At 72.9% G+C, this 12,258-nt stretch carries 13 protein-coding genes; 5 read left to right on the top strand and 8 right to left on the bottom strand.

From position 1 onward, the window contains the following. Positions 1-12: 12 nt before the first annotated feature. Entirely contained in the window at positions 13-1,146 is a 1,134-nt protein-coding gene (locus ABT129_RS28000) for an Mrp/NBP35 family ATP-binding protein (protein WP_351907158.1), read from the top strand. A 108-nt stretch (positions 1,147-1,254) separates the two neighbouring features. Here ABT129_RS28000 and ABT129_RS28005 read toward each other — a convergent pair whose 3' ends face one another. From ABT129_RS28005 to sigE, 5 genes are all read right to left on the bottom strand, one after another. Beyond that, positions 1,255-1,881 carry a hypothetical protein gene (locus tag ABT129_RS28005; protein ID WP_351907160.1) on the bottom strand — a complete coding sequence of 209 codons (627 nt, stop codon included), beginning with the start codon at positions 1,879-1,881 and terminating at the stop codon, positions 1,255-1,257. A 74-nt stretch (positions 1,882-1,955) separates the two neighbouring features. Continuing rightward, positions 1,956-2,432, bottom strand: coding sequence for a sec-independent translocase (locus ABT129_RS28010; RefSeq protein WP_351907162.1), 477 nt, complete (start codon positions 2,430-2,432; stop codon positions 1,956-1,958). Between the two features lie 91 nt (positions 2,433-2,523). After that, complete coding sequence (locus tag ABT129_RS28015; RefSeq protein ID WP_351907164.1) at positions 2,524-4,446, bottom strand: S1C family serine protease; 1,923 nt, start codon at positions 4,444-4,446, stop codon at positions 2,524-2,526. A 78-nt stretch (positions 4,447-4,524) separates the two neighbouring features. Further along, entirely contained in the window at positions 4,525-5,463 is a 939-nt protein-coding gene (locus ABT129_RS28020; protein ID WP_351907166.1) for an anti-sigma factor family protein, read from the bottom strand. Next, positions 5,460-6,218 (bottom strand): RNA polymerase sigma factor SigE, encoded by a 759-nt coding sequence (gene sigE, locus ABT129_RS28025; protein WP_079044462.1) that lies wholly within the window; start codon positions 6,216-6,218, stop codon positions 5,460-5,462. The genes ABT129_RS28020 and sigE overlap by 4 nt, the downstream gene beginning before the upstream one ends. A 142-nt stretch (positions 6,219-6,360) precedes the next feature. Between sigE and ABT129_RS28030 the strand changes: the two genes are divergently transcribed. Continuing rightward, positions 6,361-7,026 carry an O-methyltransferase gene (locus tag ABT129_RS28030; RefSeq protein WP_351907168.1) on the top strand — a complete coding sequence of 222 codons (666 nt, stop codon included), beginning with the start codon at positions 6,361-6,363 and terminating at the stop codon, positions 7,024-7,026. A gap of 232 nt (positions 7,027-7,258) precedes the next feature. On the opposite strand, the gene ABT129_RS28035 is transcribed toward ABT129_RS28030, so the two are convergent. Next, on the bottom strand, positions 7,259-7,426 hold the full coding sequence (locus ABT129_RS28035) for a DUF3117 domain-containing protein (RefSeq protein ID WP_009997451.1): 168 nt from the start codon (positions 7,424-7,426) through the stop codon (positions 7,259-7,261). A 312-nt stretch (positions 7,427-7,738) separates the two neighbouring features. Between ABT129_RS28035 and chcB the strand changes: the two genes are divergently transcribed. Both chcB and ABT129_RS28045 read left to right on the top strand, forming a co-directional pair. Then, positions 7,739-8,542, top strand: a complete 804-nt coding sequence (gene chcB, locus ABT129_RS28040) for a 2-cyclohexenylcarbonyl CoA isomerase (protein ID WP_351907169.1) — start codon at positions 7,739-7,741, stop codon at positions 8,540-8,542. A 483-nt stretch (positions 8,543-9,025) separates the two neighbouring features. Further along, complete coding sequence (locus ABT129_RS28045; protein ID WP_351907171.1) at positions 9,026-10,255, top strand: FG-GAP-like repeat-containing protein; 1,230 nt, start codon at positions 9,026-9,028, stop codon at positions 10,253-10,255. Positions 10,256-10,265: 10 nt separating this feature from the next. On the opposite strand, the gene ABT129_RS28050 is transcribed toward ABT129_RS28045, so the two are convergent. Both ABT129_RS28050 and ABT129_RS28055 read right to left on the bottom strand, forming a co-directional pair. Beyond that, complete coding sequence (locus tag ABT129_RS28050) at positions 10,266-10,868, bottom strand: DNA-3-methyladenine glycosylase I (RefSeq protein ID WP_351907173.1); 603 nt, start codon at positions 10,866-10,868, stop codon at positions 10,266-10,268. Next, positions 10,865-11,257 (bottom strand): hypothetical protein, encoded by a 393-nt coding sequence (locus ABT129_RS28055; protein WP_351907174.1) that lies wholly within the window; start codon positions 11,255-11,257, stop codon positions 10,865-10,867. The genes ABT129_RS28050 and ABT129_RS28055 overlap by 4 nt, the downstream gene beginning before the upstream one ends. Positions 11,258-11,360: 103 nt before the next feature. On the opposite strand from ABT129_RS28055, the gene folP reads away from it, so the two are divergent. Next, positions 11,361-12,221 (top strand): dihydropteroate synthase, encoded by an 861-nt coding sequence (gene folP / locus ABT129_RS28060; RefSeq protein ID WP_351907175.1) that lies wholly within the window; start codon positions 11,361-11,363, stop codon positions 12,219-12,221. The last annotated feature ends 37 nt before the right edge of the window (positions 12,222-12,258 follow it).

Below are 12,258 nucleotides of genomic sequence, written 5' to 3' on the forward strand. Positions count from 1 at the left end.
ACCATCGTCGGTATGGCTATGGAAGACGCGGTGCTCGAAGCACTGGCGACGGTGAACGACCCCGAGATCAACAAACCGATCACTGAGCTCGGCATGGTCAAGTCGGTGGAGATCGAACCGGACGGCAAGGTCGCCGTGACGGTCTACCTGACGGTCTCCGGGTGCCCCATGCGCGACACCATCACGCAGCGCGTGACCGAGGCCGTCTCCCGGGTCGAGGGCGTCACCGGCGTCGACGTCTCGCTGGACGTGATGAGCGACGAGCAGCGCAAGGAGCTGGCGGCGGCGCTGCGCGGCACGAGCGCCGAGCGCGAGGTGCCGTTCGCGAAGCCCGGCTCGCTGACCCGGGTGTACGCGGTGGCGTCCGGCAAGGGTGGCGTCGGCAAGTCCTCCGTCACCGTGAACCTGGCCGCGGCGATGGCCGCCGACGGTCTGAAGGTCGGTGTCGTCGACGCCGACATCTACGGCCACAGCGTGCCGCGGATGCTGGGCGCGGACGGACGTCCGACCCAGGTCGAGAACATGATCATGCCGCCGTCGGCGCACGGCGTGAAGGTCATCTCGATCGGCATGTTCACCCCGGGCAACGCGCCCGTCGTGTGGCGCGGCCCGATGCTGCACCGCGCGCTCCAGCAGTTCCTCGCGGACGTGTACTGGGGCGACCTGGACGTCCTCCTGCTCGACCTGCCCCCGGGCACCGGCGACATCGCGATCTCGGTCGCGCAGCTCGTCCCGAACGCGGAGATCCTGGTCGTCACCACCCCGCAGCAGGCGGCGGCCGAGGTCGCCGAGCGGGCCGGCTCGATCGCCGTCCAGACCCACCAGAAGATCGTCGGTGTCGTGGAGAACATGGCGGGCCTGCCGTGTCCGCACTGCGACGAGATGGTCGACGTGTTCGGCACGGGCGGCGGCCAGCGGGTCGCCGACGGTCTGACGCAGACCACCGGCGCGACCGTTCCGGTCCTCGGCTCGATCCCGATCGACGTACGGCTCCGTGAGGGCGGCGACGAGGGCAGGCCGGTCGTCCTGTCCGACCCGGACTCCCCGGCGGGCGCGGCCCTCCGCGCGATCGCCGGCAAGCTCGGCGGCCGTCAGCGCGGCCTGTCGGGCATGAGCCTGGGCATCACGCCGCGCAACAAGTTCTGAGTGACCCGGCCGCAAAGAACGGCGAAGGGGCACCCCCGCGCGGGGGTGCCCCTTCGCCGTTCTGTGCGCGGAAGTCGCTCCGCGCGGGTGTCCCTCCGCCGGCTGCCCCTACGCGTACGCGTCGAGGTCCTTGATCTGCGAGAACCCCAGCCCGTACGCGCTCATGCCCCGCCCGTACGCCCCGAGGTGCACCCCCGCGGCGGAACCGGCGAGGACCCAGCCGAACTCGGACTCGCGGTAGTGGAACGGCACCGGCACCCCGTCCACGGGGAGCGACAGCGTCGACCACTCCGCTCCGCCGAGGTCGTCGGCGAGTTCGAACGCCGTCTCCGTCTGCTGGTCCAGCCAGTTGTCCCGCGTCGCGTGGTCCAGCGAGGCGGGCCAGGTGTGGACGAGCAGCCCCGAGCCGGCCAGCCAGGCGGCGGAGGAGACCGTGGTGGCGTCGAGGACGCCCGTCCCGTCCCCGGTCCGCCGTACGGGGCTCGCGGCCACGGTCACGACGACCGCGAACCGCTCCTTCTCCGCGGCGGTCGCGTCCGACTTTATGGTCGGCGTGTCACCGTGTCCGGTCGACCCGTGCTGCACGCTTCCGTCCGCCGCCGTGCCGACCTGCATCAGCCAGCGGGGCCCGGTGAACGCCTCGTCGAGGCCGTACCAGGCGAAGGGCGCGCGCAGATAGCCCTCGGCGGTACGCCGGGCCGTGGGTACGCCCTCCACCCGGCTCGTGGTCTCCATCAGGGCCGCCTCCTCGTTCCGTCAACAGAGGGAGGATAGCCACCAGGACGCGTCGGGTCGGTGACAGCCCGTCGTCAGGTCGCGTCGGAGTCGTACGGCGGACGCTCTCCGGTGTCCGGCTTGTCCTGCTTCTTCAGCAGGTCCGGGGTGCCGGTGGAGGAGCCGTTCGCCGGGGCGCCGGAGCCGTTGACCGGGGAGCCGTTGACGGCCGAGGGCTGCGGCTCACGGCCGTGGACCGCGTCGGCGACGTCGTTCATCTCCTTCTTGAGGTCGAAGGTGCCGCGCAGCTCCTTGAGCTCCCTGAGGTCCTCGTTCTGCTCCATCTGCTTGCGCAGGAACGTCTTCGGGTTGAGGTCCTCGAACTCGAAGTCCTTGAAGTCCGGGCCCAGCTCGCTGCGGATGTCCTCCTTCGCGCTGTCCGAGAAGTCACGTACCTTCCGGACGAAACGCGAGACGTCCTGGATGACCTTCGGGAGCTTGTCCGGCCCGAAGACGAGCACGGCGAGGACGACGAGCGTCACCAGCTCGAGTGCGCCTATGTCGCTGAACACCTAGTAGCTCCTTCATGCCGGTCAAGGGCCCGGTCCAAGGTACCCGCCGAAACTGCCGGACGGGTACCTTGCGGTGTCCCCCACATGGCGCTCAGGTGCCCTGGGAGGAGCCGAGCGTCAACGTCTTTGTCAGCTCTTTGCCGTCACGGGTCAGGGTGAGCTCCAGCTTGTCGCCGGGGCGGTGGGCGCGGATCTTCACGATCAGCTCCTCGCCGTTGTGCACCCGCTGTCCGTCGACCTTGGTGATGACGTCCCCGGGGCGGAGACCCGCCTTCGCGGCCGGGCCGTCGGGCGTGACGGAGGCGGCGCCGTCCTTGCCCTTCTCCCCGACGCGGGCGCCGTCGCCGTTGAACTGCATGTCGAGGCTCACCCCGATGACGGGGTGGGTGGCCTTGCCGGTGTTGATGAGCTCCTCGGCGACCCGCTTGCCCTGGTTGATCGGTATGGCGAAGCCGAGGCCGATGGAGCCGGGCTGGGAGGCGTTCTCGCCCTCACCGGAGCCGCCGGCGGCGCGGATCGCGCTGTTGATGCCGATGACCCGGGCCTTGGAGTCGAGGAGCGGACCGCCGGAGTTGCCGGGGTTGATGGGGGCGTCGGTCTGGAGGGCGTCGACGTAGCTGATGTCGGTGCCGTCGCCCTTCTCGCCGCCCGCGGTGATCGGGCGCTCCTTGGCGCTGATGATGCCCGAGGTGACCGTGTTGGAGAGGTCGAAGGGGGCGCCGATGGCGACGACCGGGTCACCGACCCGCACGTTGTCGGAGTTGCCCAGCGGCAGCGGCTTGAGGCCGGAGACGCCGGTGACCTGGACGACGGCCAGGTCGTATCCGGTGTCCTTGCCGACGAGCTTGGCGCGGGCGGTCTCGCCGCTGGAGAAGGTCACCGAGATGTCCTCGGAGGACCGGGCCGCGTCGACGACGTGGTTGTTGGTGAGGATGTGGCCCTTGGTGTCCAGGACGAAGCCGGTGCCGGTGCCGGACGAACCGCCGCCCTTGACGTGCAGGGTGACCACGCCGGGCAGGGCGCTGGCCGCGATCCCGGCCACGCTGTCGGGGGCCCGGTCGGTGTCACCGCCGTCCGCCTGCGGCAGCTCGACGGTGGTGAGTCCGCCGTTCCGCTCGACGTACGCGCCGATCCCGCCGCCGATGACGCCGGTGACGAGCGCGAAGACGAGGGCTCCGGCGACGGCGAGCCCCTTGCGGGACTTCTTCGCGGGTGCGGGCGGGAGTCCGGCCCCGCCGGCTCCCCAGGGGTCGTACTGCACCCAGGGGGCACCGCTCTGTGCCGGCACGGCCCCGCCCTGCGCGTGCACGAGGGGCTGCGGCTGGGGCTGCGGCTGCGCCTGGGGCGGTACGGGGGGCACGTGGGCCTGCTGCGGCGGTACGGGCGCCGGGGGGCGCTGTACGGGCGGCGCGGGCGCCCAGGGACCGGGCTCGCCGTAGGGCGGCGTCCGGTACTCGTCGGGCGCGTGCAGGGGCTGCGGCGCGGTCTGCCCGGGGACCGGTGCGGCCGGGGCCCGGGAGGCGTCCACGACGGGGAGGTCCGCGGTCGGAGCCGCGTCCGCCGGGGCGGGAGCCCCGCTCTTGGTCAGCAGGACGGAGGGCTCGGGAGCGGGCACGGGCGCGGCCTCGGGAAGGGGCCCGGGCGCGGGTGCGGGCGCGGCCTCGGGAAGGGGCCCGGGCGCGGGTGCGGGCGCGGGTGCGAGGACGCCGGGGGGTGCGCCCGCCTCGGACGTCACCGCCGGGTCCGCGCCGTACGTCGCGTGCGCCGCGTCCGCCCCGTCCGCCGCGTGCGCGACGCCCACGGCATCCGTCCTGCCCGTCACGTCGGCGTCGGCCGGGCTCCCGGCCGGAGGCCGGGGCGCGGGCAGCGGGAAGTCACCGTCGCCGTCCTCGACGACGGGGACGGCACCGCTGCCGGCCCCGGTGACGTCGTCGGCCGGGGGCGGCGAGGGTATCCGCGCCGCCTCCGGTGTGCTCGAAGGCCGGCTCCACCAGTTCGGCTTCCCGTTGCTCATGCTCTCCCCGCAGCCCGCTGACCCGTCCGCGCCCCTTGGGTCGGGCGCCCCTGTCCCTGGATTCAACCAGGTCGCGGGTCAGCGGGGGGAGCCGAGCGGTGTGGTCGTCGGGCTCGGCGCCGGGCTGGGCCCGGGGCCGAAGGCCAGGGGAAGCGCCGGAGCCGTCGGTCGTATGAACGGCGAGAGGGCGAAGAGCGACTGGGGGGCCTGGTTCTGGAGGTGCACCGCCACCAGCGGCTCGATCAGGGGACGCGCCGCGCCCGAGGGCACCGCGCCCACCGGGACGACGCCCTGGCCGACCGGGGCCACCGGCCCGTGCGGCACCGCCGACGGGGTCCCGGGGGACAGCGGGGCCCCCGGGGCCACCCGGTTGCCGTCGAAGGACTGGGCGCCCCGCTCGCCGGAGCGCGTGCCCCGGGTGACGGCCGTGCCGCCGCCGGGACCGGTCGCGGTGGCGCGCAGCGGGGTGACCGCGGTGCCCGTGCCCTGGCCGCCGCGCGTGCTCGCGTTCACCGAGGCCTCGATCGGCAGGGCGCCGCCGAGGGCGATGGCCGCGAACGAGACCGCGCTGGCCGCGGCGAAGGCGAAGCGCCGCCCGCGGCCGGAGCCGCCGGACGCGCGGTCGCCGACGTCGTGGATGCGGAAGCCGGTGTGCGGCGGGTGCGGGGTGACGACGGCCGCCGTGGCGAAGCCGTCGGACTTCACTCCGCCCGAGCCGAGGAGTTCCTCCAGGGGGCCTCTCGGTCCGCCGGGGCCTCCCGGCTCACCGGGGCCCCCGGGTAGCCCCTGGAGCCGGGCGAGGAATCCCTCCGAGAGGGGTGGGGGCGCCGCGGAGGCGAAGACGCTCTTGAGGGTGCGCTGGGCGTCCGCCTCCGCCTTGCAGCGGGGGCAGGTCGCGAGATGGGCGAGGACCCGCTCACGGGCGTCGTGGCCGAGTTCGCCGTCGACGAGCGCGGCCAGCCGGTCCCCGAGGTGGTGCTCCGCGGAGGCCGGTGACGTGGGACGTGTGCCGCTCACGCTGTCCCTGCCTCCCATCCGACGGAGGCCAGGGCGCGCTCCGCCCGGGCCTCGGGCGAGCGGTGCTTGAGGGCCTTGCGCAGGTGGGAGCGCCCGCGGTGGATCCGGCTGCGGACGGTGCCGAGCTTCACGCCGAGGGTCGCGGCGATCTCCTCGTACGACAGTCCTTCGATGTCGCAGAGGACGACCGCGGCGCGGAACTCGGGCGCGAGGGTGTCGAGGGCCTGCTGCACGTCGGCGTCGAAGTGGGTGTCGTTGAACACCTGCTGCGGCGAGGGCTCACGGCTGGGCAGCCGCTCGGCGGCGTCGTCGGCGAGCGCGTCGAAACGGATGCGCTGCTTGCGCCGGACCATGTCGAGGAAGAGGTTGGTGGTGATGCGGTGGAGCCAGCCCTCGAAGGTGCCCGGCGTGTACGTCGACAGCGAGCGGAAGACGCGGACGAAGACCTCCTGGGTGAGGTCCTCGGCGTCGTGCTGATTGCCTGTGAGGCGGTAGGCGAGGCGATAGACCCGGCCACTGTGCGTGCTGACGATCTCCTCCCAGGTGGGCGGAGTCCACGCCTGCGATTCCGCATCCGATGCGAAGGTCGCGGTGGTGGGAGCGGAGTCGGTGGAGCGGAATCGGTCAGCGGTGTCGGTCACGGATTTCGGCTCACCCGCCGACCTGAGAAGACGCCGAAGCACTCCTCCCCGATCCACAGGCGCAGCCGCACCTCCCCTGTCGGCTCTGGTGGTGTCCAGTGGAGCCCCTACCATAGCCACCTCGCCCGTTAGCTCCGGATAAGAATCTTTACGCGAATTTGGAACCGGGTCCCCCGGCTTCCTCCTGCCGCGTCCTTCCCCTGGTGAACGCCCGGTCCCATCTGCGGGTTCCCGCTGACAGCGGATACAGTCACCGTTGCGTCAACTACGGGGACAGGAGAGGGCCATTACCGCCAACCGGCAGACGAGCTGGTCGTTCGCCGACGCCTTTGTCGCCGAGAACGACGCTCTGCGCTGGGCCCGGGAGCGGGCCCGGGAGGCAGGGCTGCCCTCGGTGTCCCCGGGCACCGGTGGCGCGCTGCGCCTGCTCGCCGCGACGGCGGACGCGAAGGCGGTGGCGGAGATCGGCACCGGCACGGGCGTGTCGGGCATCTACCTGCTGCTCGGGATGCGCCCCGACGGCGTCCTGACGACGGTGGACCTCCAGCCGGAGCGGCAGCAGTTCGCCAAGACGGCGTTCCGCGAGGCGGGCTTCGCGGGCAACCGGGCCCGTTTCATCCCCGGCCGGGCCCTGGACGTCCTGCCGCGGCTGGCGGACGGCGGATACGACCTGGTGTTCTGCGACGGCGACCGGCTGGAGTACCTGGACTACCTCGCTGAATCGTTGCGCCTGCTGCGGCCCGGCGGTCTCGTCTGCTTCGAGGGCGTCTTCGCGGACGGCCGTACGGTCGACTCGGCGGCCCAGCCGGCCGAGGTCCAGCGGATCCGCGAGCTGCTGCGCACGGTGCGGGAGAGCCAGGAGCTCATCCCCTCCCTGCTGCCGGTGGGCGACGGTCTGCTGTGCGCGGTCCGCCGGGGCTGAAGCCCTGGCGCGGCGGGGCCCGGAGCGGTGACACCGCCGGTCCCGCCACCGTTGTACCGACGGGGCCCGGAGCCCCGGTGTCTCCCCAGGACCGGGAGCCGGTACCGCCGGGCCGGAACCGTGCCGGATGCGGGGCCGGGCCCCGCGCTCCCTCCCGTACACCTCGCGGACACACCACTGCCCCGGTACGGCGAGCCGTACCGGGGCAGTGGTCAGGATGCGAGGGAAGGGGTCAGCCGACGACCTTCTTCAGGGCGTCGCCCAGTGCCTCGGCCTCGTCGGGAGTCAGCTCGACGACAAGCCGACCGCCGCCTTCGAGCGGAACGCGCATGACGATGCCCCGCCCCTCCTTGGTCACCTCGAGCGGGCCGTCACCCGTCCGCGGCTTCATGGCCGCCATGCTTGTTCCCCTTCCTGAAACCAGCTCTTTGTCAGCCGGGCAGCTCCATGGTGTGGAGCACGCGTCACCGGCTTCGAACACATTGCTTCCAGGTCATTATCCCGCATGGCAGGACCCGATGACCAACATCGAATGGCATCGCTTGCGCAACGCGCTCTCTCAAAACCCCACATTTCGGCGATCCGCCTGCGATACTTCGCCGCTCCGCGTCCCGTCGGGCCCCTTCGATCTTTGACGCAGCTCACATGTGCGGGGAGGGTGATCTCCGCCATGCTGTGCTGGTCAACCACGCAATGAGGCGAAGGGAACCCCATGGCCGACACGGTGCTGTACGAGGTGAGCGACGGACTCGCCACCATCACCCTCAACCGGCCCGAGGCCATGAACGCCATGAATGTGGCGACGAAGATCGCCCTCCGGGACGCCGCGGAGACGGCCGCGGCGGACCCCGCCGTACGGGCGGTGCTGCTCACCGCGGCGGGCGACCGGGCGTTCTGCGTAGGCCAGGACCTCAAGGAGCACGTGGGTCTGCTCATGGCGGACCAGGAGAACGGCACCCGCGAGACCATGAACACGGTCCGCGACCACTACAACCCGATCACCAAGGCGCTCGCCGGCATGCGGAAGCCGGTGGTGGCGGGCGTGAACGGCGTCGCGGCCGGGGCCGGTCTCGGCTTCGCGCTCGCGGCGGACTACCGGGTGGTCGCGGAGACGGCCTCGTTCAACACCTCCTTCGCGGGGGTCGCGCTCACCGCCGACTCGGGCGTGTCCTGGACGCTGCCCCGGCTGATCGGCGCGAGCCGCGCGTCCGACCTGCTGCTCTTCCCGCGCTCGATCGGCGCGCGGGAGGCGTACGAACTCGGCATCGCGAACCGTCTGGTCCCGGCCGCCGACCTGGCCGCCGAGGCCGAGAAGGTGGCCCGCACGCTGGCGGAGGGTCCGACGGTCGCGTACGCGGCCCTCAAGGAGTCCCTCGCCTACGGCGCCGACCACTCGCTCGCCGAGGCCCTGGAGAAGGAGGAGGAGCTCCAGAGCCTGGCGGGCTCCTCGGAGGACCACACGATCGCGGTCCGCGCGTTCGTCGCCAAGGAGAAGCCGAAGTACCTGGGCCGCTGAGCCGGGACGGAATCCGTTCGTACGCGTGGTGGGTGGACTATAAGATCCACTCACCACGCGTACGCACATGACTGGGGGGTTTCGTGCGTCCATCTCCTTCCGCGCGCCCTTCTCCTTCCGCGCGCCGTCTTCGCGGTGCCCTCGTCACGGGTCCGGCTCCCGGGCTGCCCGGGACCGCACCGTCCGTGCCCGCCGCGGCGGATCGCGGGCAGGGCCGCGCCCTCAGCGGGCGGCACCGGTCCGGCGTGAGCGCCCGCTCCTCGCGACCGAGCCCCGCCGTCTGATCGCGGACGGCCGGAACGCCGGCCGTGGCCACCGGCGGCTCCGCCGGAGTCCGGTGGACCCGCCCGGACCACGGCGAGGGCGCTCGGCGCCCTCCAGCCCCTCGGCACCGGCGACGGGCGCTCCGCCCCCGCCGCACCTCGCCGCCCACCGCGTGGACCCCTCCGTCTTCTGACACTTCTCGTGAACGGATCCCGCTTGATGAAGCACACCACCGGAGTCCGGCGCGCCCTGGCCGCCTCCGTCACCACCGTGGCCTCCCTGGCCACGCTGCTCGCCACGGCGCCCGCCGCGTCGGCCGACGAGTTCCGCTGCCCCGCGGGCAGCCTCTGCGTCTTCCAGTACCCGGACTTCGGCGGCCAGATGAAGGTGATCTCGGCCAGCCAGCCCACCCTGGGCACCTGGGACAACACGATCTCGTCCTACATCAACCGCAGCGACAAGTGGGCCGTCGCCCACCAGGACGCCCACTACTCGGGGAACAACAGCCTGGGCATGGGCCCCCGCCAGCCCGTCGGTTCCGACCTCAGCTGGGACTCCTGGTCCGAGCTGGACAACACGATCAGCTCGATCCGGCTGGGCAACACCGAGTGGGAGGCCGAGAACGGCCGGGCGTGGATGGACTGGGTCTCCGACGGGAATCCCCGTCCCGGCGGTCTCCCGGCCGAATCCCGCTTCGGCGACCTCGACGGCGACGGCAACGCGGACCTGCTCGAACGCGCCGCGGACGGCCGGCTCTGGTTCCTCTCCGGCGGACGGGACGCGCAGGGGAACGCCAAGGGCGCCCTGGTCGGCGGCGGCTGGAACGCCATGAACGCGCTGGTCCGCCACGGCGACCACGACGGCGACGGCAACGAGGACGCCTACGCCCGTGACAAGGCCGGCGTGCTCTGGCTCTACCCCGGGAACGGCAAGGGCTGGTTCAAGCCCCGCGTCAAGGTCGGCGGCGGGTGGAACACCATGAAGGAGATCGAGGCGGTCGGGGACATCACCGGCGACGGCCGTCGTGACCTGGTCGCCCGCGACACGGCGGGCGTGCTCTGGACCTACCCGGGCAACGGCCGCGGCTGGTTCGGCACCCGTCAGAAGGTCGGCGGCGGCTGGAACGCCATGAACGCGCTCGCGGCGCCCGGCGACCTGAACCGGGACGGCAGGTCCGACCTGGTCGCCCGCGACGGCGCGGGAAGCCTCTGGCTCTACCCGGGCAACGGCGGGGGCGCCTTCGGCGCCCGCGTCAAGCTCTCGCACACCTGGCCGTCGAACACGGCCCTCATCGCCGTCGGCGACGTGACCGGCGACGGCCTCGGCGACATCCTGCGCACCGTCGAGTCCTGGTCGCTGCGCGTCTACGCGAACAACGGCTCCGGCGACCTCCACGCGACGGCGTCCGAGATCGAGTGGGACCGCGGCGGCGCCGTCCACGTCTTCTGATCCACCGGGATCACCGGCCCGGGGCCGCTCCGCCGCCCCGGGCCAGGCACCCCTCCACGTGGTCGTCGACCAGCCCGCACGCCTGCATCAGGGCGTAGGCGGTCGTGGGGCCGATGAAGCGGAGGCCGCGCTTCTTGAGGGCCTTCGAGAGGGCCGTGGACTCGTCCGTGACCGCCGGGACGTCCGCGACCGTACGCGGCACGGGGCGGTCCGCCGGATCGGGGGCGTACGACCAGATCAGGGTGTCGAGCTCGCCCGGGGACCAGGTGGCGAGCAGTTTCGCGTTGGCGAGGGTCGCGTCGACCTTGGCGCGGTTGCGGATGATGCCCTCGTCCAGGAGGAGCCGCTCGCGGTCTGCCTCGCCGAAACCGGCCACGGAGGCGATCTCGAAGCCGGCGAAGGCGGTCCGGAAGGTCTCGCGGCGGCGCAGGATCGTGATCCAGGACAGGCCCGACTGGAAGGCCTCCAGGCAGAGCCGCTCGAAGAGCGCGTCGTCGCCGTGGACCGGGCGGCCCCACTCCTCGTCGTGGTACGCCACGTAGTCCTCGGTCGACAGGCCCCAGGGGCAGCGCGGCAGCCCGTCGGGGCCCGGTACCGCCCCGCCGGCCGTCATGCCCGGCCGTCCTCTCCGTCACCGGCGACGTCCTTGGTGATGTCGACGGAGCCGGGTCCGTGGACGGGACCTCCGCCGAGGCCGGGGCCCGGGGCCGCCGCTCCCGCGAGCGCGTCCTCCAGCTCGGCGATCCGCGCGTCCCGCTCGGCGAGTTCGGCGCCGAGGCGGACCAGGACGTCGTCCACGTCCTCCATGCGGTAGCCGCGGACCGCGACGGGGAGGCGGAGCGCCTCGACGTCGGCGCGGTCGACCGGGCGGGCGACCGGGAGGGGGTCGACGAGCTGCTCGGGCGCCACGTCGGGCAGCACCTCGCTGTCGCCGCCGCCGACCACGGCGAGCGTCACCGCGGCCACGACCACGACCATCGTGATGAGCAGAAACCAGAACACCTGCGCGCCTCTCCCCGGAGTGGAATACGTCCCGTGCCGATCGTGCCATGCGTCACCGACAGCTAGGGTCGCAGGCGAACGGACGCGAGGGAGGACAAAAGGGATGCTGCGCTTGGGACGGCGTGAATTCGGGCCGCACGAGCCGGTGATCATGGCGATCGTGAACCGGACGCCGGACTCCTTCTACGACCAGGGCGCCACCTTCCGGGACGAGCCCGCGCTCGCCCGGGTCGAGCGGGCCGTGGCCGAGGGGGCGGCGATCGTCGACATCGGCGGGGTGAAGGCGGGCCCGGGCGAGGAGGTGACGGCCGAGGAGGAGGCGCGGCGCACGGTCGGCTTCGTCGCCGAGGTCCGCAGGCGCCACCCCGACGTGGTGATCAGCGTGGACACCTGGCGGGCGGAGGTCGGCGAGGCGGTCTGCGAGGCCGGGGCGGACGTCCTGAACGACGCGTGGGGCGGGGTCGACCCCGGACTCGCCGAGGTGGCCGCGAAGTACGGCGCCGGGCTCGTGTGCACGCACGCGGGGGGCGCCGAACCGCGGACCCGGCCGCACCGGATCGCGTACGAGGACGTGATGGCCGACATCCTGCGGGTGACCGTGGGACTCGCCGAGCGGGCGGTCTCGCTGGGGGTGCGCCGGGACGCGATCATGATCGACCCCGGCCACGACTTCGGGAAGAACACCCGGCACAGCCTGGAGGCGACGCGTCGGCTCGGGGAGATGGCGGAGACGGGGTGGCCGGTGCTGGTGTCCCTGTCGAACAAGGACTTCGTCGGGGAGACGCTGGACCGGCCGGTGAAGGAGCGGGTGCTCGGGACGCTGGCGACGACCGCGGTCTCCGCGTGGCTGGGCGCCCAGGTGTACCGGGTGCACGAGGTGGCCGAGACGAAGCAGGTCCTGGACATGGTGGCGTCGATCGCCGGGCACCGGCCGCCGGCCGTCGCCCGGCGCGGGCTGGCCTAGGAACCCCGAGCGGGGCGGGGGCGCCGGAGAACCCGGC

It is taken from the genome of Streptomyces sp. NPDC002057 (assembly GCF_040296665.1).
Classification (GTDB): Bacteria; Actinomycetota; Actinomycetes; order Streptomycetales; family Streptomycetaceae; genus Streptomyces.

Bases quoted from the DNA above. Each gene is read 5' to 3' on its own strand.
- ABT129_RS28000 (WP_351907158.1), top strand. From the start codon at position 13: ATGGCTATGGAAGACGCGGTGCTCGAAGCACTGGCGACGGTGAACGAC.
- folP (WP_351907175.1), top strand. From the start codon at position 11,361: ATGCTGCGCTTGGGACGGCGTGAATTCGGGCCGCACGAGCCGGTGATC.
- sigE (WP_079044462.1), bottom strand. From the start codon at position 6,218: ATGGTAGGGGCTCCACTGGACACCACCAGAGCCGACAGGGGAGGTGCG.
- ABT129_RS28050 (WP_351907173.1), bottom strand. From the start codon at position 10,868: ATGACGGCCGGCGGGGCGGTACCGGGCCCCGACGGGCTGCCGCGCTGC.
- ABT129_RS28015 (WP_351907164.1), bottom strand. From the start codon at position 4,446: ATGAGCAACGGGAAGCCGAACTGGTGGAGCCGGCCTTCGAGCACACCG.
- ABT129_RS28005 (WP_351907160.1), bottom strand. From the start codon at position 1,881: ATGGAGACCACGAGCCGGGTGGAGGGCGTACCCACGGCCCGGCGTACC.
- ABT129_RS28045 (WP_351907171.1), top strand. From the start codon at position 9,026: ATGAAGCACACCACCGGAGTCCGGCGCGCCCTGGCCGCCTCCGTCACC.
- ABT129_RS28035 (WP_009997451.1), bottom strand. From the start codon at position 7,426: ATGGCGGCCATGAAGCCGCGGACGGGTGACGGCCCGCTCGAGGTGACC.
- chcB (WP_351907169.1), top strand. From the start codon at position 7,739: ATGGCCGACACGGTGCTGTACGAGGTGAGCGACGGACTCGCCACCATC.